The organism is Microbacterium immunditiarum (genome assembly GCF_013409785.1).
Classification (GTDB): domain Bacteria; phylum Actinomycetota; class Actinomycetes; order Actinomycetales; family Microbacteriaceae; genus Microbacterium; species Microbacterium immunditiarum.
Window position 1 is genome coordinate 3,785,803 of record NZ_JACCBV010000001.1, and the last position, 25,532, is coordinate 3,811,334.

The 25,532-nt window shown below is 69.0% G+C and carries 22 protein-coding genes; 6 read left to right on the top strand and 16 right to left on the bottom strand.

Annotated features, from left to right (window positions below; genetic code table 11):
- Positions 1–3 precede the first annotated feature (3 nt).
- From BJ991_RS17615 to BJ991_RS17625, 3 genes are all read right to left on the bottom strand, one after another.
- Entirely contained in the window at positions 4–1,146 is a 1,143-nt protein-coding gene (locus BJ991_RS17615; RefSeq protein ID WP_343048819.1) for a globin domain-containing protein, read from the bottom strand.
- Positions 1,147–1,341: 195 nt separating this feature from the next.
- On the bottom strand, positions 1,342–2,265 hold the full coding sequence (locus BJ991_RS17620) for a S1C family serine protease (protein ID WP_343048820.1): 924 nt from the start codon (positions 2,263–2,265) through the stop codon (positions 1,342–1,344).
- Between the two features lie 91 nt (positions 2,266–2,356).
- Positions 2,357–3,664, bottom strand: a complete 1,308-nt coding sequence (locus BJ991_RS17625; protein WP_179492163.1) for a peptidase associated/transthyretin-like domain-containing protein — start codon at positions 3,662–3,664, stop codon at positions 2,357–2,359.
- Positions 3,665–3,806: 142 nt separating this feature from the next.
- Between BJ991_RS17625 and BJ991_RS17630 the strand changes: the two genes are divergently transcribed.
- Positions 3,807–4,196, top strand: a complete 390-nt coding sequence (locus BJ991_RS17630; protein WP_179492165.1) for a RidA family protein — start codon at positions 3,807–3,809, stop codon at positions 4,194–4,196.
- Positions 4,197–4,232: 36 nt separating this feature from the next.
- Here BJ991_RS17630 and BJ991_RS17635 read toward each other — a convergent pair whose 3' ends face one another.
- The 3 genes from BJ991_RS17635 to BJ991_RS17645 all read right to left on the bottom strand — a co-directional run bounded on the left by BJ991_RS17635 (position 4,233) and on the right by BJ991_RS17645 (position 7,424).
- Positions 4,233–5,300: a trypsin-like serine peptidase gene (locus BJ991_RS17635; RefSeq protein WP_179492167.1), complete on the bottom strand. Its 1,068-nt coding sequence runs from the start codon at positions 5,298–5,300 to the stop codon at positions 4,233–4,235.
- Positions 5,301–5,385: 85 nt separating this feature from the next.
- Positions 5,386–6,297 (bottom strand): SMP-30/gluconolactonase/LRE family protein, encoded by a 912-nt coding sequence (locus BJ991_RS17640; RefSeq protein WP_343048821.1) that lies wholly within the window; start codon positions 6,295–6,297, stop codon positions 5,386–5,388.
- A gap of 2 nt (positions 6,298–6,299) precedes the next feature.
- A complete protein-coding gene (locus BJ991_RS17645; RefSeq protein ID WP_179492169.1) occupies positions 6,300–7,424 on the bottom strand; it encodes a M24 family metallopeptidase in 1,125 nt (374 codons plus the stop codon).
- A 151-nt stretch (positions 7,425–7,575) separates the two neighbouring features.
- Between BJ991_RS17645 and BJ991_RS17650 the strand changes: the two genes are divergently transcribed.
- Both BJ991_RS17650 and BJ991_RS17655 read left to right on the top strand, forming a co-directional pair.
- Positions 7,576–8,127 carry a flavodoxin domain-containing protein gene (locus tag BJ991_RS17650; RefSeq protein ID WP_179492171.1) on the top strand — a complete coding sequence of 184 codons (552 nt, stop codon included), beginning with the start codon at positions 7,576–7,578 and terminating at the stop codon, positions 8,125–8,127.
- A 22-nt stretch (positions 8,128–8,149) separates the two neighbouring features.
- Positions 8,150–8,860: a hypothetical protein gene (locus BJ991_RS17655; RefSeq protein WP_179492173.1), complete on the top strand. Its 711-nt coding sequence runs from the start codon at positions 8,150–8,152 to the stop codon at positions 8,858–8,860.
- Positions 8,861–8,862: 2 nt separating this feature from the next.
- Here BJ991_RS17655 and BJ991_RS17660 read toward each other — a convergent pair whose 3' ends face one another.
- Positions 8,863–10,248 (bottom strand): MBL fold metallo-hydrolase RNA specificity domain-containing protein, encoded by a 1,386-nt coding sequence (locus tag BJ991_RS17660; RefSeq protein ID WP_179492175.1) that lies wholly within the window; start codon positions 10,246–10,248, stop codon positions 8,863–8,865.
- 57 nt (positions 10,249–10,305) lie between these two features.
- Between BJ991_RS17660 and BJ991_RS17665 the strand changes: the two genes are divergently transcribed.
- Positions 10,306–10,722, top strand: coding sequence for a hypothetical protein (locus BJ991_RS17665; protein ID WP_179492176.1), 417 nt, complete (start codon positions 10,306–10,308; stop codon positions 10,720–10,722).
- A 129-nt stretch (positions 10,723–10,851) separates the two neighbouring features.
- On the top strand, positions 10,852–12,051 hold the full coding sequence (locus BJ991_RS17670) for a flavin reductase (protein ID WP_179492178.1): 1,200 nt from the start codon (positions 10,852–10,854) through the stop codon (positions 12,049–12,051).
- Positions 12,052–12,192: 141 nt separating this feature from the next.
- On the opposite strand, the gene BJ991_RS17675 is transcribed toward BJ991_RS17670, so the two are convergent.
- The 9 genes from BJ991_RS17675 to BJ991_RS17715 form a co-directional block, all read right to left on the bottom strand.
- Positions 12,193–13,284, bottom strand: a complete 1,092-nt coding sequence (locus BJ991_RS17675; protein WP_218852975.1) for an ABC transporter ATP-binding protein — start codon at positions 13,282–13,284, stop codon at positions 12,193–12,195.
- Between the two features lie 37 nt (positions 13,285–13,321).
- Positions 13,322–14,986, bottom strand: coding sequence for an ABC transporter permease subunit (locus BJ991_RS17680; protein ID WP_179492183.1), 1,665 nt, complete (start codon positions 14,984–14,986; stop codon positions 13,322–13,324).
- Positions 14,987–15,152: 166 nt separating this feature from the next.
- Positions 15,153–16,805 (bottom strand): thiamine pyrophosphate-binding protein, encoded by a 1,653-nt coding sequence (locus BJ991_RS17685; protein WP_179492185.1) that lies wholly within the window; start codon positions 16,803–16,805, stop codon positions 15,153–15,155.
- A 55-nt stretch (positions 16,806–16,860) separates the two neighbouring features.
- Positions 16,861–18,066 carry a serine hydrolase gene (locus tag BJ991_RS17690; RefSeq protein WP_179492187.1) on the bottom strand — a complete coding sequence of 402 codons (1,206 nt, stop codon included), beginning with the start codon at positions 18,064–18,066 and terminating at the stop codon, positions 16,861–16,863.
- A gap of 13 nt (positions 18,067–18,079) precedes the next feature.
- Positions 18,080–19,216 carry an LLM class flavin-dependent oxidoreductase gene (locus tag BJ991_RS17695; protein ID WP_179492189.1) on the bottom strand — a complete coding sequence of 379 codons (1,137 nt, stop codon included), beginning with the start codon at positions 19,214–19,216 and terminating at the stop codon, positions 18,080–18,082.
- Between the two features lie 15 nt (positions 19,217–19,231).
- Positions 19,232–20,320 carry an LLM class flavin-dependent oxidoreductase gene (locus tag BJ991_RS17700; RefSeq protein ID WP_179492191.1) on the bottom strand — a complete coding sequence of 363 codons (1,089 nt, stop codon included), beginning with the start codon at positions 20,318–20,320 and terminating at the stop codon, positions 19,232–19,234.
- A gap of 25 nt (positions 20,321–20,345) precedes the next feature.
- Positions 20,346–20,843: a VOC family protein gene (locus BJ991_RS17705; protein ID WP_179492193.1), complete on the bottom strand. Its 498-nt coding sequence runs from the start codon at positions 20,841–20,843 to the stop codon at positions 20,346–20,348.
- Positions 20,840–22,297 carry an aldehyde dehydrogenase gene (locus BJ991_RS17710; RefSeq protein WP_179492195.1) on the bottom strand — a complete coding sequence of 486 codons (1,458 nt, stop codon included), beginning with the start codon at positions 22,295–22,297 and terminating at the stop codon, positions 20,840–20,842. Before BJ991_RS17710 ends, BJ991_RS17705 begins: the two co-directional genes overlap by 4 nt.
- A gap of 148 nt (positions 22,298–22,445) precedes the next feature.
- On the bottom strand, positions 22,446–23,522 hold the full coding sequence (locus tag BJ991_RS17715) for an ABC transporter substrate-binding protein (protein ID WP_179492197.1): 1,077 nt from the start codon (positions 23,520–23,522) through the stop codon (positions 22,446–22,448).
- A 305-nt stretch (positions 23,523–23,827) separates the two neighbouring features.
- Here BJ991_RS17715 and BJ991_RS17720 point away from each other — a divergent pair, with 305 nt between their 5' ends.
- Positions 23,828–25,507 (top strand): substrate-binding domain-containing protein, encoded by a 1,680-nt coding sequence (locus BJ991_RS17720; protein WP_246301451.1) that lies wholly within the window; start codon positions 23,828–23,830, stop codon positions 25,505–25,507.
- The last annotated feature ends 25 nt before the right edge of the window (positions 25,508–25,532 follow it).

Below are 25,532 nucleotides of genomic sequence, written 5' to 3' on the forward strand. Positions count from 1 at the left end.
CTCCTAGATACCCAGCCCGACGCGCGGCTGGGCGAGTTCTCGGGAGCCTGCCTGACTGCCCGTATCGCTGACGTCTTGGCTGTAGGGGTCTTCGTACTTCTCGCTGCGGATGCGGTCTGGCTCGACCCCGGCGGAGCGAAGCGTCGCCGCGGTGTGCTCGACCATGCGCGGCGAACCGCACACGAGCGCCGTGCGGCCGTACCACGGGCCATCCGCCGCCGCGATCTCGCCGATCAGCCCGCGGCGTCCCGGGAAGGACGGGTCGTCGGACACCACGAACTCCGTCTCGAGCCACGGCACGCCCTCGTAGCGCCCGAGCTCGGGCTTGGCGTAGAACCCCCACGGATGCCGCACTCCGTGGTACAGCGCGACGTGCGGGCCCACTCCCATCGTGCGGTGCCGTTCGGCGACCTGGTCGAGGATCGCCAGCATCGGGGCGATGCCGGTGCCGCCGGCCACGAGCAGCAGGTCGGGCCATTCGCGATCCGGCGGGAGGGTCAGCCGCTCGCCGATGGGCGGACCGAGCCGCACGCGGTCGCCGGGCCGGACGTCGCGCAGGAGCGCGCCGCTGACCTGGCCGCCCGCGACGAGCTGCACGTGGAAGTCCATCGTGCGGTCGGCGCGCGGGGCGTGCGCCGGCGAGTAGTACCGCCACTGCCGGGGTCGCTGCGGGATCTCGAGCGTGACCGACTGCCCGGGCCGGTACTCGTAGTCGTCGTCGACCCGGATCGACACGGTGCCGATGTCCATGCCGCGGCGCTGCGTCGCGATCACCTCCGCGCCCCACGTCGCCGGCTGCGACTCGACCGCCTCGGCGGCGGTGATCATCGTGGTCGCGATCAGGCCGTACGCCTCGGCCCAGTCCGACGCGAGTTCGGCCGTCCAGCCGCTGCCGAGGAAGTGCTTGAGCGTGGCGAGCAGTGACGCTCCGACCGCCGGGTAGTGATCCGCGAGCGCGCCGAACTTGCGGTGGTCGCGCCCGAGGTCCTCGATGTATCCGACGACCTCGGGGAGGTTGTCGACGTTGCTGACCATGCGGCCGAGGGCTCTGACGAGCCGGTCGCGCTGCGTCGCCATGGTGACCGGGAACATGTCGCGCACCTCGGGGTGGGCGAGGAAGAGGTGCGCATAGAAATAGCCGGGCACCGCGTCCCCGTGCGCCGAGACTTGAGCCCAGGTTCGCTTGAGGGCATCGATATCCACGCGCGAGGTATCCAATCCGTCGGGGGCCGGGTTGATAGAGGCCGACGCTAACGGGTTCTCGTGGCTGGTTACAAACCGATAACGGCGTGTCCGCACACTTTCTCATCCGGCTCTCATGAAGCGCGCCGGATCGGCCGGCTACGAGACGCGCAGTTCCTCGGGCTCGACGACGACGTCTACCAGCGCCCCGTTCCGCCACACGGTCATCTCCATCCGCCGCCCGATGGCCGCCTCGACCATGCGTCGCTGCAGCGCGGTGGGATCGGCGATCGCGACGCCGTCGAGCGAGAGCACGACGTCGCCCGCGTGCGCTCCCGCCGCGGCCGCGGGGCTTGCGGGCACGACCGAGACGACCTGCATGCCGACCTTCGCGCCGGCCTTCACCGCGACCTCGGGCGCCAGCGGCACGGTGGCCCCCGCGATGCCGAGCCACGCCCGCCGGACGCGTCCGGTCGTGCGGAGCGCCTCGATGATCTCGCGCGTCGTCGCGTTGATGGGCACCGCAAGCCCGAGCCCGATGCCCGCGACGGCCGTGTTCACGCCGACCATGCGGCCCGCGCTGTCGGCGAGGACGCCGCCGCTGTTGCCGGGGTTCAGCGCGGCATCCGTCTGGATCACCTCGTCGATCACCCGCCCGGCGCGCGTCGGCAGCGAGCGCCCGAGGGCTGAGACGATGCCGGCCGTGACGCTCCCCGACAGACCCCGCGGGTTGCCGAGCGCGACCACGAGCTGCCCGACCCCGAGCGTCGCCGCATCGCCCAGCCGCACGGGCGCCGCGGTCTCGCCGTCCGCATGGAGGACGGCCAGGTCCGACAGCGGATCGGCACCGACGACGGATGCCGGCACGACCCCGCCGTCCGAGAACGCGAGCTCCACGCGGCGTGCCCCGTCCACGACGTGGGCGCTCGTGAGCAGGTTCCCGTCGTCGTTGATCACCGCTGCGCTTCCCGCGCCCATGCCCTGCCGCGTCTGCACGCTCACCGCAGCGAGCGAGGGCAGCACCGTCTGCGCGACGCGCATCACCGTCGAGGAGTACGCGTCGAGAGCCTCCCGATCGTCCACGTGAACAAGTGTCGACCTGAAGCGGATGCCGCGGCCCGAGTTCGCGCACGGCGGAACACGGCGCCGTTCCGCGACGACATCGAGCGCGTGCTCACCGTTCTGCCGCGACAAGCTGAGGCAGCCATTCGAACGGCTCCTTGGTGCTCAGCGGGTCGAGCGCGTCGATCAGCATCGCATGGGTGTCCTCGGACAGCTCGTGGATGCTCGCGACCCGCGCGATGAACGCCAGCAGACCGTCGCCGTCGGCCTCCGAGAGGGCGAAGTCGCTGGACCAGCCGTGCTTGCGGTCCGCGCGGAACGCCCGCAGGATCTCCCAGAACGTGAGGTGATCGGGCTCGTTCACCGGCACCACCCGTCCGGTGAGGCGCTGCTTGATCCCCGCCTCCACGGGCTCGTCGGGCTTGCCGTCGCCGTCGGCGTCCTCACGGTTGTCCGGGTACTTCTGCGCCGTGCCGAACAGGTGGCTCCACCAGCTGCGACGCCCGCCGCAGCGCAGCAGCCGCAGACCGTGCTGCACGCCGAGCGGCTCGTGCTCGAGCTCGTCCATCGTGCTGATCGAGAGCCCGGCCGCGACGTAGCGCCGGTTGTAAGGCTTCTTGAGCCGCGCGCCCCACAGCTCGTGCATCGTGGCCATCATCGCGAATGCCGCGAACCCGGCGCGGAAGTACTCGCTGGTGCTGCCGGTGTGGAAGTTGTGCCACGCCTGCCAGAACCATTGCAGTGCGACGTCGGGCTTCCAGTCGGATGTGCCCTCCTGCAGGTGGATCACCGCCCCGTTGAGGTACGACACCTGGAACCCGCCGCGAGCCGGATACAGCACCTTCACCTGGTCGTCGATCGCGAACCACGCATCCTGGCGCTTGAGTTCGTCGATCGTGGTTCGGTGGAGGTACCAGAGCATCGCCTGGCGACGGAACTCCACGCTGCCGAGGTCGTGCGGCTGCCCTGACGCGATGACCTTCGTGCCCAGCGACACCGACGGGCCCGACAGCTGCCCGCTGGACTTCCAGATCAGGCGCCAGTTCCGGTCGGCGATGTCGACCTTGCTGAGGTCGACGAGCGATCCGTCCTCGACGGTGAGATCGGATGCCACGAGCCGCGCCTGCACGCGGAAGAACCGCGTCTTGCCGTTGTTCTCCTCGGTCACCCGGAAGGCGCCCTGCGCGTCGGTGCGCGCGGTGCCCCACGTCGTCCAGGGGCCGCTCGCGCTGACATCCGAGGCCTGCACTTTGACCTCGATGCCCTTGAGCGCGCGGTCCTTCGACGTGCCCTCGATCTCGCTCTCCCGCACGCGGAGCATGCCGGTGATCGTCCACGTCTTCGTGCCGCCGCCTCCGCCCCCGCCGCTCGTGTGGGGCGAGCCCGACTGCTGCGTCGTCTGCTCCTTGACCTGCTTCATGGCTCCTCCAGCCTGTCGAGGTATGGGAGCGAGGTGGCGGGGCGTCAGATACGACGACCCGTCACATCGGCGCCATCACGCGTGACACGGAGGCAACTGCTGTCACTCGCCGCCGCGGTTACGATCGGGAGGGAGGCATCGGATGACCCCTCGCGAGTCCATCGACCTGCCCGGCTTCGGGCACGAGAACCCCATTCCCGTGGCGAGCCGGAGGGGACCGTTCGTGTTCTCAGGTGCCTTGACGGGGCGCGATCCCGAGACCGGCGAGCTGCCGGCGACCCTCGACGAGCAGGTCGCGAACGTCTTCCGGCACGTGCGCGCGCTCGTGGCCGCGGTCGGCGGCACGACCGACGACATCATCAAGATGACCGTGTGGCTCGTGGACTACCGGGACCGTACCGCGCTCAACCGCGAGTGGATCGAGATCTTCCCCGACCCTTCGTCGCGCCCGGCTCGCCACGTCGTGAGGGCCGACCTCGACTCGGGCGTCCTCGTGCAGGCCGACGTCACCGCGATCCTCGGCGAGGACTGACGCGTTGCGCCGGCCCGCGGTCGTCTCGGACGTGCGTCAAGGGTTCTCCTGACGTGCACGCCGGACGAGCCCGGTGAGCCGGTCGCCTCCGGCGATGAAGTTGTCCGAGCTGCTCTCGCCCGACGTTACGCCGACGACGTACGGGCCGTCCGACCAGAAGCCGAACACGGGGCTTCCGGACTGTCCCGGCCAGTTGTCGAACGTGTCGCTCAAAAGCGCCTTGCCGCCCGAGTCGGAGTCGAAGTCGGTCTCATCCATCGCGAAGTCGCGCTGGTACGTCGCGAGCTCACCCGTCCAGCTGAAGTCCTGCGGGTAGCCGATGTTGCGCCACGGCAGGATCTCGTCGTCCCACGAGTCCGAGTACGTCCGCGCGCCGAACCACCCGAACCGGTCACCGAGACGCTGGTCGAGCACGATGACGGCGTAGTCGTCGTCGAGGTTCGTCGAGCTGTAGTTCGCGGCCGTCACCTTCTGCACGTAGTAGGCGAGTGTGCCGTACGCCGTCGCGAGCGAATTGCCGTTCGTGTAGAGCACGTCGACGCGCAGCCATCCCGGCGTCCAGTCGACGCAATGGCTGGCGGTGAGGACGTGGCGCGGACCGATGAGCACGCCGCTGCCGCTCCAGCCCGAGGGGCGTGTCATGCGCACGAGACACCGCCACGGGTAGTGCTCGTCGTAGTACACCCACCGCCCGTCAGGGCTGAACACGGTGGTCGGCCGGATGTCACGGTCGTCGCGGTACGCCCGCAGGTCTCGCAGTCCCTTCGGCAGTCTCGGCTGGATCGCGAGGTCGTCGCGATCGACCGGTATCGACGGCGCGAGCTCCTCGGGCTTCATGCGTGCGAGCCCGGACGTGAGCTTGCGGCTCGGCACGCGCACGGGCTCGATCGGGCTGCGCTCGACGAGGGCTGCCCGGGTGCCCGCGATCGAGACGTTCACGCGCCATCGACCGTCGGCGGTCTGCTCGAGCGCGATGTCGGGCTTGGCGTCGGCATCAGCAGCGACGTCGAACGACGCGGTGATCTGTTCCGGAGCGGCGACCTCGTGCCGCCGGACTTCGAGCTTCGCGGTGCGGAGCTGGCGTTCGTTGAGAGGCGGATCCATACCGCGGTTCTTCTCTTCCATGTAGAGAGGAATCGGAGACAGAGGGGGCTGATACACCGACTCGGACCACCGTCCGCTCGGGTGTTCACGCGTGCCGCTGGGTCCGTCCGTTCCACAGGTACGGCGGGTGGCCGCGTACGCCCGGCGTGACGGTGAACAGTCGACCCGACAGCGGGCTCGCGCGAAGCTGCTCGGCGGTCAGGTGCTCGGTCGCCGTCGTGATGACGAGGGTCTCGAGGTCCGGACCGGCGAACTGGGCGCACGAAGTGTGCGGAGCCGGCACGTCGATCCGGGCGACGATCCGCCCGGTCGGCGAGATGCGCAGGACGCACCCTTCGCCCCACATCGCGACCCAGAGGTGGTCGTCGGCATCCGTCGTCATCCCGTCGGGAGCGCCGTGCTCGAACTGCCGGAAGAGCTCACGGCGGCCGATCGACCCGGTGACCGCGTCGTAGTCGCGCACGTGGATGCGCCGGTTCGTCGTGTCGATGCTGTGGAAGCGGCTGCCGTCCGTCGACCACGCCAGGCCGTTCGAGAGCCCGAGGTCATCGTCGATCACGGTCACCTCGTCGCCGTCGACCCGCATCAGCTGCTCCCCGCCCGGGCCCAGCGTGCCGACGACGAAACGCCCCCGCGGGTCCGGCTTGCCGTCGTTGAAACGGCGTTCGCGGCCCGAGATGAGCTCCGCCCCCGCACGGATCGCGCCGTCGACCGATCGGAAGTACAGGCGGTGCGTACCGGCGACGACGAGCTCCCCCGTCTCCGCGACGGCGACCGCTCCCGCGGTATCCGGAAAGTGGTACCGCTCCTCGACCCGGATCGTGCCGTCGGGGCGGAGGCGACCCGAGTGGACCGTGCCGCTCACGATGTCGACCCACAGGATCCTCTCGCGGATGCCGTCCCACACCGGGCCTTCGGAGAGGTAGTGCGAGACGTCGGTCGCGAGCCGTGCCGTGCCCGCGGAGGGCACGTCCTCGTAGTGATGGGACACCGGCACGGTCACTCGACGATGACGAGCTCGCGCGTCGTGTTGTTGAAGCGCCGTCCGCCGTTCTCCGTGACCGTGACGATGTCCTCGATCCGCACACCGAACCGTCCGGCGAGGTAGATACCCGGCTCGATCGAGAAGCACATGCCGGGCACGGTCGGGCGCTCCTCGCCCTCCACCATGTAGGGCGGCTCGTGGGTCGTCGTGCCGATGCCGTGGCCGGTGCGGTGGATGAAGTCGTCGCCGTATCCCGCCTCGGTGATGACGCGCCGCGCGACGCGGTCGATCTCCTGGCACGCGATGCCCGGCTGCACGGCTTCGAACGCGGTCTGCTGCGCCGCGCGGACGATGTCGTGCACCTCCTGCATCTGCGCGCTCGGCTCTCCGACCGAGACGGTGCGCGTCGTGTCGGAGCCGTACCCGTGCATGAGCCCGCCGAAGTCCATCACGACCACGTCACCCTCGGTGAGCGTCCGCTCGCCCGAGTCGTGGTGGGGGTTCGCTCCGTTGGGACCCGATGCGACGATCGTGAAATCGACCTGCTCGTGGCCGAAGTCGCGCAGGAGCCGGGCGAGGTCGGCCGCGACCTCCGTCTCCCTCCGGCCTGCGAACGGCAGCTGCACGATCTCCTCGAACGCGGCATCCGCGGCCGCGCCCGCCGCCTCGAGGCGCGCGAGCTCGTTGGCGTCCTTCACCGCACGGAGCATCGGGAGCCGCTCGGTGATCGCGAAGTACCGGGTGCCCGCGAGCCGTCTCTGCAGGCCGAGGAGGTGCATCGCCCACGTCGAGTCCGACACGGCGTACTGCGCACCCGGCCGCAGCAGCCCCGCGGCGACGTCATAGGGATCCTGTCCGTCGCGCCAGTCGCTGACCGCGAGCGCCGGGGCGCCGACCGCGTGCTGGAGGTCGGGCCGCTCGAGCGTGGGCACGAGCATCCGCGGCTCAGCGTCCGTACTGAGGACGAGCATCGTCAGGCGCTCGGTGATCGCCGTCGGACTGTAGCCCGTCAGCCAGAGGAGATCGGGTCCCGGGGTCACCAGGAGGCCGTCGAGCCCTTCCGCGACGGCATCCTCGACGGCGCGCTCCATGCGTGCCCGGAAGTCCCCGGTGGTGAATGCGACCGGCGCGGCGTTCATGTCGCACCTCCTCTTCATTCTGGTGGCGGTCGATGCTGCGGGTCAGGATAGGCGCTTTCCGGTCCCCGCGGGACCTTCGTCACTCGCAGGCTGGTCGCCGCGATCTACCGTGAATCGTTCGAAACCCCGGACCGATGGAGGGAGGACGACCATGAGAATCCTGGTCGCCTACGCGAGCAAGTACGGCGCGACGGAGGGCATCGCCGAACGCCTGGGAGATCGGCTCGGTGAGCGAGGCCATGAGGTCAACGTGCGCTCGTGCGCCGACACCGACGATCCCTCCGGATACGACGCGTACGTCGTGGGGTCGGCGGTCTACGAGTTCAACTGGCGCAAGGCCGCGAGGAAGTTCGTGGAGCGGCATGCGACCGAGCTCTCAGTTCACCCCGTGTGGCTGTTCGCGAGCGGTCCGCTCGGCACGGAAGAGGTCGACAAGGACGGCAACGATGTGCTGAAGGGCGCCGAGCCGAAGCAGTTCGCCGAGTACGAGGAGCTTCTGCACCCGCGTGGGAAGCAGGTGTTCCGCGGTGCCTACGAGCATGAGAAGCTGCGCGGCGCCGACCGGATGATCGCGTGGATGCCGGCGCTGCGCGACCTCCTGCCCAACGGTGACTTCCGCCAGTGGGATGCGATCGACGCGTGGGCGGATGCGATCGCCGACGAGCTCGCCGTGTCAGCATCCGAGCCGCTCTCGAAGAGCTGACGGCCGCACGAATGGGGGGTCGATGATGAGAAGGCTGTCTGTTCAGATCATCCTCGGCGGGCTGATCGTGGTCGCGGGGGTGCTGCTCCTCCTCGAGGCGACGGGGACGATGACGTCGCCCCGGATCGTGTGGGCGGTGCTGCTCGCGGCGGCGAGCGCGGTGTTCTGGTTCGTGTTCTCGGCCGATCGATCCTCATGGTGGGCGGCGATCCCCGGTGCGGCCCTGCTCGGGGCAGCGCTCGTCGTCGTGATGGAACTCGATCCGCAGGGTCTCGGCCAGTGGACCGAGGTGCCGTTCCTCGCGCTGCTCGGTGTGGGGTTCTGGGTCGTGTACTTCCGCGACGTCGACCGCTGGTGGGCGGTCATTCCGGCAGGCGTCCTTCTGACGCTGGCGATCGTCGCGGGCCTCTCGTCCGTCGCCGACGGCCCGATGATCGGAGCGATCCTGCTCTTCGGCGTGGCAGTCACCTTCGCCCTCGTCGCCCTTCTGCCCGGCGGGGCGTCGCGACGGCGGTGGGCGTGGATACCCGCCGCGGCCGCCGCCCTCGTCGCGATCGTGATCCTCTTCAGCGCCGGCAGGTGGTTCGTTCTCCTCAACTACGTGTGGCCTGTGCTCGTGATCGCCGCCGGCGTGTTCGTGGTCTGGCGTGCGGTGGGGCGCGGAGGGCATCGCGCCGACGAGCGAGAGCTGGCCGGCTCCGACGGACCGGTGTCCGAAGACCCCCGGCAGTGAGCTCAGATACGCACTCGTTCGAGATGCTCGGGCACGCGGGCCTGCCAGCCGAGCCGCTGCTTCAGCCGCGCGCGAAGCGAATCGGCGGCCTCGCGCTCGCCGTGCACCGCGTACGCGATCTCGGGCGGTGCGTCGACCGCGGACAGCCACTCGAACAGCTCGTCCGCGTCGGCATGCGCTGACATGCCGTCGATCGACACGACCTCCGCCCGGATCTGCACGTCGCCGCCGAAGATCCGCAGGGACGTCGCGCCGCCCAGGAGGGCGGACCCGCGTGTCCCGCCGGCCTGGTAGCCGACGAGCACGATCGCGTTCTTCCGGTCGCCGCCATATGCCGCCAGGTGGTGGAGGATCCGTCCTCCCGTGAGCATGCCGCTCGCCGACAGGATGATCATCGGACCGCCGCGGAGGTTGAGGAGCTTCGACTCATCGACGTCGTGGACGAGATTCGCGAGGTCGTACATCCGGCGGAATCGCTGAGGATCGACCCGATGCTCGTGCGGATACCGCTGGTAGATGCCCGCCGCGTCGATCGCCATGGGGCTGTTGAGGTAGACGGGCACGTCGGGCACGCGGCCGCTGTCGATGAGCCGTGACAAGTGGTACAGCACGGTCTCGGTGCGTCCCACCGCGAACGCGGGGATCAGCACGACCCCGCCGCGCTTCACGACGCGGTTGACGACATCGGCGAGGACCTCCTCGGGGTCGATCGTCGGGTGCGTGCGATCGCCGTAGGTCGACTCGGTGACGAAGACATCCGCATGCTCGAGCGGCCGGGGCGGCAGCATGATCGGGTCGTGCGGGCGGCCGAGGTCGCCTGTGAACCGCACCGATCGCCCGCCGACCTCGACGCGCACGCCCGATGCCCCCAGGATGTGCCCGGCGGGTATGAGGGTGAACCGGATGCCCCGCCCCACGTCGCGCGGAGCGTCGAAGTCGACGGACACGAAGCTCTGCAGCGACCGCTCCGCGTCCTCCGCGGTGTACAGCGGGCGCGGCTTCGCGTGCTTCGAGTAGCCGTGGCGCTCGGCGCGCTTCGCCTCCTCCTCGGCGAGGTAGCCGCTGTCGGGAAGCATGATCCCGGCCAGATCCGTGGTGCCCGCAGTCGCGTACACCGGACCGCTGAACCCGTCGCGCACCAGCGCGGGCACGTATCCGGAATGGTCGAGGTGGGCATGCGTGAGCACGACGGCGGTGATCGAATCGGGCGCGATCGGAAAAGGTGCGCGATTGCGCTCGCGCAGCACCTTGTAGCCCTGGAACATGCCGCAGTCGACCAGCAGCCTCGTCGACTCGAACTCGATCAGGAACCTCGAACCCGTGACCGAGTCGGCGCCGCCCAGGAACTGCAGTGTCGGCGCGCCGCCGGGATCCGACTGGCCTCGCATGGGCACATCCTGGCACGGTCTCGACGTGCGGGCCATGCCTCCTCGGCCCCACTCGCCGTGCGCCCATCGCCGGGGCGCGCGAGCAGCCCGTACGGTCAGCGCGCCGCGGTCACGCCGGAGGCGTACGAGGCGTGGGCAGGCCCCGAGGGCACGCACACGGTCCAGCTCGCGAAGGGCAAGGCGCTCGTGACGCAGCTCATGGACGACCTCGGCCTCGACGCGATCGTCTACCCGAGCGGCAACGCGTACTCGACGATCGGCAGCAACATGCGCCTCAGCCCGAACACGGGGATGCCGGCCGTGACGGTTCCGATGGGCTGGGTCGCCGCGATCGGCAACTCCCCCGCCGGAAACGTCAACCTCGAGTGGCTCGGGCGCGACTTCGCGGAAGGACCGCTGCTCGGGCTCGCGTACGCCTTCGAGCAGGCGACGCACGCGCGCACCGCGCCCGCGCCGTACGGGCCGTTGCAGTAGCGCGAAGAGGAGAGCCGCCGGCGCCGGGCAGCGGAACCCCGCTCCGCCCCCGGCGCTGGGAGGTTCGAGACCTGGCATCCGGAAACCGGCGCTTGGACCACGCGCCTAATCTGTGTAATCTATACAATTATGCCGACGACTTTATCTCCGGCGATCGAGCCGCGTGAGTTCCGCAACGTGCTCGGGCACTTCCCCACGGGCGTGTGCATCGTCACCGCCATGGAGGGCGGTAAGCCGATCGGGATGGTCGTGGGCTCGTTCACGTCGGTGTCCCTCGACCCCCCGCTCGTCGCCTTCCTGGCAGACCGTTCCTCGACCACCTTCCCCCGGATCCGGGAAGCGACGACCTTCTGCGTGAACGTCCTCGCGGCCGACCAGGAGGCGCTCTGCCGCTCCTTTGCGACCCGCGGGGCGGACAGGTTCGCCGACGTCGAGTGGCGCGCGGCGCCCTCCGGTGCGCCGATCCTCGAGAACGTCGTCGCCTGGATCGACTGCGTGCCGGACGCGATCCACGAGGCGGGCGACCACTACATCCACATCGGCCGGGTGACCGACCTGGCGGTCGAGAACCCCACCCTGCCCCTGCTCTTCTTCCAGGGAGGCTACGGCGCGTTCACGCTGGGCTCGCTCGTGATGGGCGCGAACCCCGCGATGGCCGAGCACCTGGCCATCGCCGACCGTGCCCGCGACGAGATGACCGCGCTCGCCGGACGCTCCGACGTCGAGGTGCTGGCACTCGGCGCCTGCACCGACACCTTCATCGTCGTGGCATCCGCGTCACCCAGTGGATCGACCGCCCCGCTGCGGATCGGCACAGCGCTGCCGTTCGCACCCCCCGCAGGACGGATCTTCGTCGCGTGGGCAGGGCAGGAGTCCATCCACGCCTGGTACGAGCGCAGCGCCGAGCCGCTCACCGCGGCCGAGCGTGAACGGCTCGACGCCGAGGTCGACGCGGTGCGACGTCACGGATGGACTCCGGCCTTCTACTCCGACCGCATGGAAGACCTGTGGCAGACGCTCGGCCAGATCGGCAAGGTGGGTCAGACCCCCATGCTCGTCCGGCACGTCTCCCAGTTGGTCGCCTCTCTCGAGCGCCACAGCACACCGGAAGACGTCGACGAGAAGACCGCCGGCACCGTCCAATCCCTGATGGCGCCGATCTTCGGAACCGACGGCCAGGTCGCCTTGATGCTCTCGCTGTCGGGTATCCCGAGGGGGTCGTCCCTCTCGCGCATCGAAGAGCTCCGCGACGACCTCCTCGCCGTCTGTGGGCGGGTCACCGCCTCGCTGGGAGGACGCGTGCCCCCAGAGCTCGCCGACGGCCGCTGATCTCACCCGCGGCCGTCGCGCAGCATGGCGACGCTGACTCGGGCCGTCCGGCCCCTGCGCCGCCTCGCCTCTTGCGGCGCCGACGCGGTCAGCCGCGCGGGGCGGCGATCTCGCAGCCCCGCGCGGCTGACCTCTCCGTGCCTATGCCGCCGCGTCGAGGTCGGACGCCGGCGCGGCATCCGCGGGGAACGACCGGAGCCGACGAAGGTCGATCGCGACGAACAGCTCATCACCCGGCTGGAGGTCGCGCACCCACGCGTCCGCGACGCGGGCGTGCAGGCGCTCGCCGTTCACATCCACGACCACGTCCTGGTGGCGGCCGCCGTACTCCGCAGTGACGAGGATCCCACGCAGAGCCAGCTCGTCCTCCTTCGGCGCAGGGGCCTCACGACGCACCTGGACATCGTCGGGCAGCACACACGACACCGCGCGGTCGGCGTCGCCTTCGACGCCCAGCCGCGCGACCGGCACCTGCGCACCGGAGGTCGACCGCCACATCGCGCCGTCGCGCTTCCACTCGACGCGATTCGACAGCCCGATGAACGTCGCGACATACTCGGTCGCCGGTTCGAGAAAGAGCTGCTCCGGCGTGGCGATCTGCTCGATCCGGCCGTCGCGCATGATCGCGATCCGATCTCCGAGCGCCAATGCCTCGTCCTGGTCGTGGGTCACGAGCACCGCGGTGAACCCGAGCTCCTGGTGGAGCTCCTTGATCTCGCTCCGCACCTGCTGCCGCAGTTTCGCATCGAGGTTGCTGAGCGGTTCATCCATGAGCACGATCCGCGGCTGGGCGACGAGCCCGCGCGCGAGCGCCACACGCTGCTGCTGCCCGCCGCTGAGCTGACCCGGGTAGCGGCCGGCGAGCTCGGTGCATCGCACCAGCTCGAGCGCCTTCTCGGGCCAGCCGTCGCGGATCTCCTGCTTCATGCGGCGCACCTTGAGCGGATAGGCGACGTTCTGGCGCACGGTCATGTGCGGCCACAGAGCGTACGACTGGAACACCATCCCGATGTCGCGTTTGTGCGTCGGGACATTGATCCGCTTCGCCGCGTCGAAGATCGTCTGTCCACCGAAGCGGAGCGTCCCGCCGTCGGGCGTCTCCAGCCCGGCGATGCAGCGGAGCGTCGTGGTCTTGCCGCATCCGCTCGGGCCGAGCAGGACGAGGAACTCGCCCTCCTCGATCCGGAGATCCAGCCCGTCCATGACGACGTTGCCGGCATACTCCTTGGTCAAGCCGTTTATCGTGACACTGGCCATTCCCTTACCTCTCTCACAGCCTGTCGAGTACTTTGCGTCCGCCGACACTCACGGCGATGATCAAGCCGACCGCGGTTACCGCGGACATGATGATGCTCATGACGGCGACCATCGGATACGTCGCGTACACCCACTGCTGGTAGAGCAGCGTTCCGAGGACCTGCGTCGTCGTCGACCGCACGAACAGCGACGCCGCGAACTCGTGCGTCAGGATGACGAACATCAGCACGCTCGCCCCCGCGAGCGCTCCCCGCATCATCGGCACGAGCACCGTCAGGTGCGCGCGAATCGGTCCGGCTCCCGCCGCCCTCGCGGCGTCCTCGAATGCGGAGCCCAGCGAGAGGCGGGCCGTCAGCTGCATCCGGACCGAGAACGGCAGCACGAGAACGATGTAGACGAGGACAATCAGGATTGGGTTCCCGTACAGCATGAAGGGATTGCCGAGGTAGGCGTACAGGAAGGACACGCCGAAGACGACCGCCGGGATCCCGAGGGGGATCTGGACCAGCACGTCGACGATCGCCCGGACAACACCGCTTCCGCGCCGACGATAGAGAAGCTCGGCGACGAGGTACCCGAGGGGAAGCGCCACGGCCATAGCCGCGAGCGATGTCCAGATGCTCGTCCACATCGCGTCCATGATCGCGCTCGTCTCGAAGGCCTTCGCATAGTGGTCGAAGGTCAGGGTCGTGAAGTCGACCAAGCCCGTCCAATATGGCTGCAGCGAGACGAAGATGATTGCGCCGAACGGCAGGACCAGCGTGACGATCCCGTAGGTCGCGATCATCGGGGCCGCCAGCCTGGACGGCTTGATCGGCCGTGCAGCTCCCTTGAGCCCGACGCTGACGAAGCGGAAGTCCTTCCGCAGGAGCAGTCGCTGAGCGATGATGAACACGACGCCCGCGATCAGCAGCGGTGAGGCGACCGCGGCGGCCACGGGGAAGTCGGTCGGGTCCTGCCCGCCGAATCGGTACACCTCCGTGGCGAGCACCCGGATCCCGTCGCGGACTCCGAGGAACTGCGGGGCGGTGAGCTGCCCGAGGCCCAACAGCAGCGCGAACGCGGTGGCGTAGACGAGAGCCGGACGAAGCGACGGCAGCACTACGGAGAAGAACGCCCGCACGGGCGATGCGCCCGCGACCGACGCCGACTCGATCGTCTCGAAGTTCAACTGCCGAAGGCTCGACTGCACGAACAGAAAGATGAGCGGCACCATCTGGAGGCCGGTCACGAAGACGATGCCCGGAACCGTGTAGATGTTGAGCGGACCGCTCGGCATGCCGATCGGCGGGATCTCCACATCGACGAAGGGCAGCGCTCGCAGGACGATGTTCACATAGCCGACCGTCGGCGAGAGAAGGAAGGCCCAGCCGACGACGACCGCCACAGCGGGGAGGACGACCGGAAGGATCGGCACGACCGCGAGCCACGAGGACCTTCGCGGAAGGCGCTGGGCGAACCAGGCGAGCGCCGTGCCGACCACGACCGAGATGACGAGCGAGCCGACGCCCAGAAGGGCAGTCGTCAGCAGCGTGTCCCAGATGCCCGGGGTCGCGAGAGCCTCTTCGTAGGCGCGTCCGCCGTCCGCGAGCGCGAGCACCTGAATCTGGACGAGGGGGAAGACGACCAGTGCCAGCAGGACGAGCAGCAGCCCGAATCCGAGGCCGTGTTTGCGCACCCATAGGCCAATTGCCCTGCGCCGAGCGGCTTCACCGGACATCTACCCTCCGCTTCATTGCGAACCTCGTCGAGCCAAAAGACTTATACATATTAATGATTGCATACATCAGCTTGCGTCGCCACTTGAGCACGGGCATTCGCCCGCGGTGTGACGGATGATCCCGTCACCGTTGCTCTGACCTGTCGTGGAACCCGACGAGCGCCAGCGGATCGAGGTGGACGTCGACCAGGAGAGGCCGTGTGCGCTCCTCGATAGCCGACGAGACGGCCGCGAAGTCGCCGATCGATGTGACCGTGACCGCGTCGAAGCCCAGGCTCCGTGCCATGTCGCCGAAGTCCGGCCAGTCGAAGGTCGTCAAAGCGGTCGCCAGCTCGGAGTCCTCGCTTTCGGAGGCGAGGTAGAAGTGATACTCCGAGCTGTAGGAGCGGTCGTTCATCACGACGACGATCAGATCCAGCGAGTTGCGCACGGCCGTGTGAAGCTCGTAGTGCGACATCATGAAGGCGCCGTCGCCGACGACCAGGACTGTCGGCGCGTCGGGTCGGCCCACGGCGACCCCCATCGCCGCCCCCAGGGCGAGACCGATCGAGCCGAACCCGCCGATCGGGGCCAGCCAGTGCCGCGGGGACTCGACCGTCAGGTGCTGCATGGGTGCGATGACATAGCGCCCCCCATCGGTCACGACGTTGGCACCTCGGGGCTTCGCCTGCTCCAGCTTCATCGTGAACTCGTGCAGATCGACGGTCCCCGCAGCCCGCGAGGTCGCATACGGTGCGGGCTCCGCGGTATCCGCGCCCGACGGCGTCGCGCCGCTCCACGCTTCGCGGCTCGACGACTCGCGCCGGTCGAGCTCGGCATGGAGAGCGCCGGCGACATCTCGTACGTCGCCGACGATGCCAAGAGTCTGCGGGAAGATCGCGCCGATATTGGCTCGTTCGCGGTCCACCTGGATGATCGCCTTGTCCTCGAGCAGGTAGCCGTGATCGGCCGTCCAGACGTTCAAACCCGCGCCGAAGGCGATGATGAGATCCGAGTCCCGGATGACGGCCTTGGCCTGATCCGACGAGAATCCGCCGAACGTCCCGATGCTCGCCGGCGAACCGGAGAAGAAGCTCTTCGCTTTCATCGTCGTCGCGACGGGAGCGCCCAAGCGCTCCGCCAGAACGTCGAGGTCGCCTCGCGCGTCAGCCAGGAACGCTCCCCATCCCGCAAGGAGAAGGGGCTTGGTCGCCCGCTCGATGAGCGTAGCGGCGGCATCCACGTCGGTGCGGGCGGCGGAAGGGGTGCGGGCGTCGTCATTCGTCGCCTGCGACGGCGATCCGTCGAAGTCCGACATCGCGATCGACGTCGGCAGATCGAGGACGACGGGGCGCTGCTCGACGAGGGCGATCCGGACTGCACGACCGAGATCGTCGACGGCGGTCGCGACGCTGCGCACCTCTACGTAGGCGGCGCCCGTCGGCGCCACCACGGCCGCCTGGTCGATCCCCTGCACGTTTCCGGGCATCTCGAATCGGTCGTCGGCGATGACAAGCAGGGGGCTGTGGTTGCGTGCCGCCTCCACCAGCGCCGTGAAGGCGTTGGTGAGGGCCGGCCCTGCCCCGATCGCGGCGACACCGAGCCGCCCAGTCGAGTGCTGGTACCCGAGGGCCCCGAGCACCGCGCCGTCCTCGCGGACCATGCGGACGCAGCGTGCGCCGTGGCGGTTGACGAGCTCGTCGACGACCATCATCGTGCCGGCCCCCAGCAAGCCGAAGACCGTCGAGACGTCGTGGTCCTCCGAGAGGGAGCGGGCGAGCGCGGCGAAGACCTTCATCAGTACATCTCCTTCGATGCAGTTAACTGGCAACTATTGCAAGGATGAAATGGACTCACGCATGCGAGCCCACCTGGTGGTAGACGGCACGGCACAACGCGAGGACGTCCCGGCGGCGGAAGTGACCGAGAGCGCCCATTGCCGGGTCGGACGTGACCAGACCAGACACCGCGGTCTCGTACTGCGCCAGCAGAAGGATCCGGACGTCTCGGTCCGGATCGATCGCCCACCAGGTGCCGAAGCCGCCGGACCACCCGTAGGCTCCTCGCCCCGGCCGAAGGCCCGTGGGGAGGGCTTCCGGCTCGAGAAGGACCGCGACGCCGTAGCCGAAGCCGTGCGCCGCGAAGAAGTCGTCCACGCCCAGCGCCGGCAGCGCCCGCTGCTCGGGCGTCAGCTTGTTCGTCGTCATCGTCGTCACGGACTCCGGCGAGAGCAGGCGGACGCCGCCGAGCTCGCCGCCCCCGCCGAGCATGCCCAGGAAGCGCATGTAGTCGTCCGCCGTCGAGTAGAGCCCGCCACCCGCGGACTCGAAGACCGGACGCTCGCGCGCGATGATGCTCACGTCCACCACGCCGGACGGCGTCGAGCGGTACATCCGAGCGACACGCCCGACGTCGCCGGGCCGGACCCAGAACCCCGTGTCGCGCATGCCGAGCGGCTCGAAGACGCGCTCCGCCATGACCTCGCCGAGACCTCGACCGAACTCCCTCTGGATGAGCACGCCGAGCACGTCGGTCGAGAGGCCGTACCGGAATCGCGCTCCGGGGTCGATGGGCTGAGGGAGGCTGCCCAGGCGCTCGGCCCACTCCTGCGCGGTGACGGTCGTACCCAGCGGCGGCCCGAGCCTCTCCCGCATCCGCTCGCCGAGCTCTCCCGATTCGTCGTGCGCGTAAGGAATCCCCGAGCGCTGCGTGAGCAGGTCCTCCACCGTGATCTCGCGGTCCGCCGGACGCTCACCGCCGTCGCCGCTGATCACGCGGCGGTGGGCCAGTTCGGGAATCCAGCGCGAGACGCCGTCGTCGAGACGCAGCCGTCCCTCCTCGATGAGCTGCAGCGCGACCACCGTCGTGATCGGCTTGGTCATGGATGCGATCTGGAAGATCGTCGACGCTTCCATCGGCGATCCGTCCGTGGACCGCGTGCCGAACGCCGTCACGGCGGGCGCCGCGCCGCCTCGGGACACGGCCACGACGGCGCCCACTGCGGCCGGCACTTCCGCGTAGACCGCTGCAAGCTCGTCCTGCACCGCGGTCAGGTCCACCCGGACGACCCCTTCACTCGCCGCTCGCATCCGGATGCAGCGGCGCCTCCATCTCGTGGAGGACCGGCAGCACTTCCTTCGCGAAGAGCCTCACACTCGCCTCGACCTCCGCAAGAGGCATCTCGCCGAAGTAGGGATTGATCGTGATCTCGGAGAACGAGCACACCTTCTGGAGCGCGCCGACCCGCTCGATGATGGTCTCGGGCGACCCGATGAGCAGGTTGGACTCGTCGTAGCGGCGAGACGGACCCGCCGTCACCGCGGTCGCCGATCCCTTCCCCTCGGCGTAGGACTCGTAGCCCTTCACCCCCACGAAGTTCGAGGGGTCGTCGAAGCCGTAGTGCAGGCGGACATCACGATTGGCCTGCTCGACGTACTCGGCGGCACGGACCGCCTCCTGGTCGGTCGGCGCGCAATAGGCGAACAGCACGTTCTTCGGCTGGACCGGCGAGAGTCCTGCTTCACGACGGATCTCGTTCACTCGACGGACCTCCTGGGCCGCGACATCGAGCGGCTTGTTGCCCACGAAGAGCGGTGTCAATCCCGCGCGCGCGTTCTTCTCGAGAGAGGGGCCCGTCGACGACGCGCCGTGCAGACGTCCGGCCAGATCCGAGCTCACCGGCGCCGGTCGGATCGATGTCTCCGGGATCGTGAAGACCTCCCCCTCGAAGGAGAAGGACTCCTGCGTGAAGGCGGCGGTCAAGATGTCGATCGTCTCGTCAAGCCTCTGGCGACTCTCGTCACGAGGCACCCCGAGACAGTCGAACTCTGCCTTCGCGACACCCCGTCCGAGGCCGATGACCTCGTACCGCCCGGACGACAGGTTGTCGAGGTAGGCGATCTCGTGCGCAAGCTGGACGGGGTGCCACCATGGCGCCACGAGGATCATCGTGCCGAAGGTGATCCGCTCCGTCCGCCCTGCGAAATACGCGAGGACCTGCAAGGGGTTGGGGCACATGCCGTACGGGCTGCCGAAGTGCTGCGGGAACCACAGCCCGTCGAATCCGAGAGGTTCGGCGAGATCGCCGATCGCGTGGATCTTCTGCAGCACGGTCGAGTCGGAGACCACCGGAATCCGCGTCCTGTCGCCCTCGTGGAATCGCATCGTGTCGAACGAGTTGTGCGGGCCGAGTCCCAGATTGACCTTCATCCCTCGCACCCCATCTCAGTCGATCGCGTCCGCGGGCCTGTTCGGGATGACCCGAGGACGCACCTCTTCGGCGATCAGGCGCAGGCTCTCGTTCCAGCGCGCCGGGTCGTCCATGAAGTCGTGGCCCAGGACGAGAGTCGTCCCCCAGCCGCCGGTCGCCTCCACCATCTCGTTCAGCTTCGCGGCGACCGTCTCGGGGCTGCCGACGTACATCTGCTCTCGTGCGAGCTCGTCGATGGTGGCATTCAGGTCCCACACCGGCTTCACATTCGAGCGCTGTGCGCGGCGCTGCTCGTGGGGAACCATGTACTCGAGCCACGTGCGGGCGATGGGGCCGTCGCGAACGATCGACATGGCTTCCGCATCGGTGTCGGCGACAACCATGGTGAGCGTCACGCGGTGCTGCGAGCGGTCCTTGGGCGCTTCGCGCCCCGCCGCCCGCGCGGAGGTGACGTACGTCCGCCAGTGATCGGCGATGATCGCCGCACTCGCCCCGAACGACATCGGGGCGAGACCCCGCTCGCCGGCGACCTTGATCGACGTCGAGCCCGGACTGGCACCACCCAGAGCGACCGTGAGCGATCCGCCGAAGGGTCGCAGCGAACGCATCCGCTGCACCTCGATCGGGACCTCCGGCAGGGACGACTTCCAGTAGGTGCCGTCGTGCTCGAAAGGCTCGCCTGACCAGACCTTCTCCATGACGTCGAGAGACTCGAGAGTCATAGCCAGCTTGTCCGCGGTCGGCTCGACGCCGTGCAGCAGCCCATCGAACGGGTTCAGGCCCGTCGCGAGGCCGAGGATGTATCGCCCCTCCGCGATGTTGCTCATCCAGGCCGCCTGGGACGCGAGATGTCCCGGGTGGTGATACGGCGCGAGGTGCGCCGCGGGTCCGATCGTGATGCGCTCGGTGCGCTCCACCGCCGCGGCGAGCACGAGCTCCGGATTGGGGATGTTCTCCCACGCGTTGGTGAAGTGCTCCCCGACCCACGCCTCGTCCAGGCCTGCGACCTCAGCCTGGACCGCCTGCTCGACCGCCCAGTGGAAGGTCTGACGTGCCGTCCGCTCCGGATGGATGAACGGCGTCTGGAATAGTCCGAACTTCATTGTTTCTTCCTTGCCTTTCGGGTGTTCACTCGGTCGAAGCGGTGGGGCCGGGATCGCGAACCGTCTGGATCAACTCGACGACATAGCCGTTCGGGTCGGTCGCGAAGGCGATGGGCGGTGCGCCCGGGACCACGACCAGCGGGCCGTCCTCGACTGAGAACCCGAGATCGCGAAGCCGCTGCATCGTCGAGGTGACGTCGGGGACACCGATGCCGATGTGGCCGAATCCGTTGCCGGGCCCGAACGGCCCGGGGTCGTCCCACTTGCGCGCGAGCTCGATGGTCCCGCCGGGAGCCTGACCCGGGAAACCGAGGAAGAGGGCGGTCACCCGGCGCGAGGGGATGTCAAGGCGATCCGTCTCCTCCATTCCGAGACCGTCGATGTAGAACCGGAGCGCTTCCTCGAATGAGGCCACACGCAGCATCGTGTGAAGCACGCGCGGAATGCGGACGTCCGTCCCGTTCACCCATCGTTCGGGGTCGAACGCCTCCCCCTGACCCGCTTGCGTGTGTGATGTGCTCATCCGGTTACCTCGTCGCTTGCGATGTCGAGCCAGACGGACTTGTTCTCGGTGTAGGCCAGGATGGCGTCGAAGCCGTTCTCGCGACCGATGCCGCTGTCCTTGTATCCCCCGAAGGGAACGTTGAACGAAAGCTTCCGGTAGGTGTTGATCCACACGGTTCCCGCTCGGAGGCTCGCCGCCACCCGGTGCGCGCGCTTGACGTCACGCGTCCACACCCCGGCCGCCAGTCCGTAGCGGGTGTCGTTGGCCATCGCGACGGCGTCCTGCTCCCCGTCGAAGGAGAGGACGGAGAGCACGGGGCCGAAGATCTCGTCGCGCGCGATGTCCATGTCGTTGCGCACACCGGTGAAGATCGTCGGCTCGATGAAGCACCCCGTCGACGGGTCGACGGGACGACGGCCCCCGACCACGAGCTCCGCGCCCTGGCGAACGCCGGTCTCGACGTACCGCTCGATCTTCTGGAGCTGCGCCTCGAATGCGATCGGCCCCATGTCGGTCGACTCGAGCAGAGGGTCACCCAGCCGCATGCCCCGGGCCCGGTCGGCCAGCCGGGAGACGACTTCGTCGTGGATCCCCCGCTGCACGAGCAGCCGAGACCCGGCAGTGCACACCTGGCCCGAGGCCGCGAAGATCCCGCCGACGATCCCGTCCAAGGCTGCATCGACGTCGGCATCCTCGAAGACGATGCTGGGGGACTTGCCGCCGAGCTCCAGCGTGACCGGTGCGAGGTGTCCGGCCGCAGCCCGCATGACGTCGATTCCCGTCGCGGTCGAGCCGGTGAAGGCGACCTTCGCGACGCCGTCATGCGCGCTCAAGGCGGCTCCCGCGTCGCGGAAGCCGGTCACCACGTTGAAGACTCCCGGCGGGAACCCCGCCCGCTCCACGAGCTCGCCCAGCATCAGCGTGGTCACGGGCGTGTGCTCGGCCGGCTTCGCGACGAACGTGCAGCCCGCCGCGAGCGCTGGCGCCAGCTTGAAGGTGAGGACGAGCAGCGGCGCGTTCCAGGGCAGGATCGCGCCGACGACCCCGACGGGTTCCCGCCGGGTGTAGATGAGGAACGAGGGGTCTGCCGACGGGATGACCGCGCCGTGCACCTTGTCTGCGACACCCGCGAAGTACCGGTACCAGTCCGGCAGCTGAGCGATCTGTGCGCGGTTCTCACGGATCACGCGCCCGTTGTCCGAGCTCTCGGCGACCGCGAGCTCCTCCACGTTCTCTTCGATGAGGTCCGCGAGCCGGTGGATGAGACTGCCACGGGCCGTCGCCGTCATCCGGCCCCACTCGCCGTCGAAGGCGGCCTGCGCCGCGCGCACCGCCCGATCGACATCGCGTCCGGATGCACGTGGCACCTGCGCCCACGTCTGCCCGGTGAAGGGGTTGACGCTCGGGAAGTCCTCCCCGTCGAGCGCGTCGACCCAGCTGCCACCGATGAGCATCTTGTGTCGGGCGATCATCCGGAGGTCCCCTTTGCACCCAGGTGAATGATGTACAGCTTCATAATCTTTACATAAATAAACTTGGGCTTCAACCCTCATTTCGAGGCGATGCGCCCCGCCGTCCGTGGACAGCGGGGCGCATCGAGATCGCGAGGATCAGTTCGACTCAGCGGAATAGCTCATTCCACTTCGCCGTGTACTCCTCCCACCACTCGAGGTCGAGCACTCGTTCTGGATTGACGAGCTCGACGTTCGACGACGCGCCGATCGTGTCGGGCTGGACAGCGGAGAGCGGTGTGGCGCCTCCGTGAGCGGTCGCACGCTGACCCTCTTCAGACGCGAAGAAGTCGAGGAACACCTGGGCCGCGTTCGGGTTCTTCGCCGACTCCACGGCGAGGAAGACGTTCGGCACACCCCACACGGGGTCAGGCACCGTGAACTCGATCGGAGCGCCCTCCTCCTTCCGCACGGACATGTCGGCCGCGGAGACGAACGTGCCGATCGCGATCTCTCCCGCGAGCAGCCCCTCCTGCATGGCGAGCGCGCTGGCGTAGATCGTCGGCTCCTGCTTGGCCAGTTCCTCGAGGAATCCATCGCTCGTGTTGTCCTCGAGGAACTGATACCAGTCCGCATGGATCGCGATGATCGCGGGGTCGACGACGCCGATCGCGCCGTTGCCGTACGCCGGGTCGAGGAGATCCTCGTAGCTGGTGATCTCTCCGTTGAACAGCTGGGTGTTCCATCCCACCACCAGCAGCCCGAGCGGCGACAGGATCAGCTTGTCCTCGCGGACCCAGCCGCTGTCCGTCCACTCCGGGTCTTCGAAGACAGGACCCTCCAGCTCTGTGAACCATCCGTCCTCGTTGAGCTTCTCTTCGAGCCAGGCGAAGTTCACCGAGGTCACCACGTCGGCACCCTCGGCGCCGGTCGAGTGCTCCGCCTCGAGAGCGGCGGTCATGTCGGCGGTGCCGATCACGCGCACGTCGACGCTGATCTCGGGGTACTTCGCCTCGAATGCCTCCTTGAGCCCCTCTCGAGCCGTCTCGGGAGCGACGGTGTACCAGACGACCTTCCCCTCCTCCTTCGCGGCCTCGACGATCGCCTCCCATTCCGCGTCGACAGGTCCGTCGCTCGGCGCTGAGGTCTCGCCTCCCCCGCCGCCGCCGCTCGAGCAGCCGGCGATGAGCGCGACCGCCGCGACGATCCCGGCGATCCCCATCCACTTACGCCTGGGTGTTCTCATGCTGTGTTCCTTTCCCTGGACTGCTTCGTCGTCGACCGGCATCGTCGCCGGCACACCAGAGTTCCCGGTAATGCTTGCAATCCTAATAATATTTAGCCTCGAAGACAAGCGCCGGTTTTCTCAGCTCGGTTCGCGGATGCCGCATCCCCCGTGACGCGAGCGCGTGGACGCTCTTTCCTGGTCCAGGTGCTCGTCGCCTAGACTCCCCTGAAGTCCCCCAACGTACGATGTCGTGTTCCCCGATACGACGCCGTATCCCCACGCGGGCTCCCCACCCGCAGTACATCGGAGTGCATGTGGTTCGAATGCAGCCGAACACCGATACCGGCAGCATCCCCACGCGAGCCGCCGCGCGCGCGGCGCAGCGGCGCAGGCGGCAGCTCGTGCTCTGGGGGGTCATCGGCCTCCTCGTCGTCGTGCTCGTCGTGGTACTCAGCGTCGTGTTCACGCGCGGCGCCGCCGGCGAGCCCGAGCAGGAGCCGGCCGTCACCGGCGAGTGCCTGCCCTCAGCTCTCAGCATCACGGCCGACCCGGCGGTCGCCGGGGCGCTCGAGGCGGTCGTCGCCGACCTCGCCGCGGATCGCTCCGACTGCCCGGAAGTGACGATCACGACCGAAGACAGCGCGGTCACCGCCGCGGCGCTGGCCCAGGGGACGGCTCCCGGGTTCGACGTGTGGGTCCCCGACTCCTCGATGTGGCCCGCGCGGGTCGCCGGCCAGGCCGAGCTGACCGGTGCGGATGCCCCCGAACTCGTCGTCGGCGACCCCGTCGCGACCACGCCGGTCGTCTTCGCGGCGACGGATGCCACGGCCACCGTGCTCGGCGCCGAAGCCGGTTTCGGAAGCCTCGCCCAGCGCGCGGTCGCGCCCGTGCTGCCCGATCCGTCCGCGGTGGCCGCGAGCTCGGCAGCCCTGCTCGCGCTGCAGACCGCGGTCGGCGGGGACGCGCGCACCTTCACGGGGCTCGTGCTCGGCCTCGACGCCCAGGGTGTCGTTCCCACGACGGCGGACGCGCTCGCCGCGGCATCCGCTGCGACCTCGCCCACCGTCGCCGTCACCACCGAGCAGGCGGTGCTGGAGTACAGCGGCGATCCCGCCCTCGTGCCGGTCTATCCCGCCGACGTGAAGCCCACCGTGACCGTGTCTCTGGTGACTCTCGCGGATGCGTCGGACGACACGCTCGACGCCGTCGACGCGCTCACCGCCGCCATCGCCGATGGGGGCGACCTGCTCGCCGAGCACGGCCTGCGCGACGCCTCGGGGGCCGCGCTCGACTCGGCCGGGGACGGCGCCTCGAGCGCCGTGACCGAGCCCGCCGACGGCGCCAACCAGGCCGAGGCGCTGCGCACGTGGGAGGTGCTCACCGCACCCTCGCGGATGCTCGCGCTCAACGACGTGTCGGGTTCGATGTCGCAGCCGGCGACCGCGGACATGAGCCGCATCGACCTGTTCGGGCAGGCGGCCGTGCGCGCGATCAACTCCATGTCGACCGACTCCTCCCTCGCGATCTGGGTCTTCTCGAGCCGCCGGATCGGCGGACAGGACTGGCAGGAGGTCGTGCCGTTCGGCTCGCTCGGCGACCCGGCGCACAAACAGCGGACGATCGACACGGCGAACTCGCTCGACAGCCTCGTCGGGGGCGGGACGGGTCTCTACGACAGCGTCCTCGCGGCGGTGAAGTACATGCGCGAGACGTACGTGCCCGGTCAGGTCAACCTCGTCCTGCTCAACACCGACGGGTTCAACGAGGAGGATGACGGCCTCGACCTGCCGGGCCTGCTCGCCGAGCTCGAGAAGCTTCGCGACCCGGCCAAGCCGGTCGCGGTGATCGCCATCGGCTACGGACCCGACACCGACCAGGCCGCCCTGGAGCAGATCGCCGCCGCCACCGACGGCGCCGCGTACCAGGCGCTGCAGCCGACCGACATCGGCGCGGTCCTCGTCGACGCGACCACGCAGCGAGGATGCCGGCCGAACTGCGGCTGAGCGACGCTGCGAGCCCGCCGCATCT

What these genes read in the sequence shown, in the direction of transcription:
- BJ991_RS17630 (WP_179492165.1), top strand. Translation starts at nt 3,807, where the DNA reads ATGACCCCTCGCGAGTCCATCGACCTGCCCGGCTTCGGGCACGAGAAC.
- BJ991_RS17700 (WP_179492191.1), bottom strand. Translation starts at nt 20,320, where the DNA reads ATGAAGTTCGGACTATTCCAGACGCCGTTCATCCATCCGGAGCGGACG.
- BJ991_RS17685 (WP_179492185.1), bottom strand. Translation starts at nt 16,805, where the DNA reads ATGAAGGTCTTCGCCGCGCTCGCCCGCTCCCTCTCGGAGGACCACGAC.
- BJ991_RS17670 (WP_179492178.1), top strand. Translation starts at nt 10,852, where the DNA reads ATGCCGACGACTTTATCTCCGGCGATCGAGCCGCGTGAGTTCCGCAAC.
- BJ991_RS17710 (WP_179492195.1), bottom strand. Translation starts at nt 22,297, where the DNA reads ATGATCGCCCGACACAAGATGCTCATCGGTGGCAGCTGGGTCGACGCG.
- BJ991_RS17705 (WP_179492193.1), bottom strand. Translation starts at nt 20,843, where the DNA reads ATGAGCACATCACACACGCAAGCGGGTCAGGGGGAGGCGTTCGACCCC.
- BJ991_RS17650 (WP_179492171.1), top strand. Translation starts at nt 7,576, where the DNA reads ATGAGAATCCTGGTCGCCTACGCGAGCAAGTACGGCGCGACGGAGGGC.
- BJ991_RS17625 (WP_179492163.1), bottom strand. Translation starts at nt 3,664, where the DNA reads ATGAAGCAGGTCAAGGAGCAGACGACGCAGCAGTCGGGCTCGCCCCAC.
- BJ991_RS17655 (WP_179492173.1), top strand. Translation starts at nt 8,150, where the DNA reads ATGATGAGAAGGCTGTCTGTTCAGATCATCCTCGGCGGGCTGATCGTG.
- BJ991_RS17695 (WP_179492189.1), bottom strand. Translation starts at nt 19,216, where the DNA reads ATGAAGGTCAATCTGGGACTCGGCCCGCACAACTCGTTCGACACGATG.
- BJ991_RS17635 (WP_179492167.1), bottom strand. Translation starts at nt 5,300, where the DNA reads ATGGATCCGCCTCTCAACGAACGCCAGCTCCGCACCGCGAAGCTCGAA.
- BJ991_RS17660 (WP_179492175.1), bottom strand. Translation starts at nt 10,248, where the DNA reads ATGCGAGGCCAGTCGGATCCCGGCGGCGCGCCGACACTGCAGTTCCTG.
- BJ991_RS17645 (WP_179492169.1), bottom strand. Translation starts at nt 7,424, where the DNA reads ATGAACGCCGCGCCGGTCGCATTCACCACCGGGGACTTCCGGGCACGC.
- BJ991_RS17720 (WP_246301451.1), top strand. Translation starts at nt 23,828, where the DNA reads ATGCAGCCGAACACCGATACCGGCAGCATCCCCACGCGAGCCGCCGCG.
- BJ991_RS17715 (WP_179492197.1), bottom strand. Translation starts at nt 23,522, where the DNA reads ATGAGAACACCCAGGCGTAAGTGGATGGGGATCGCCGGGATCGTCGCG.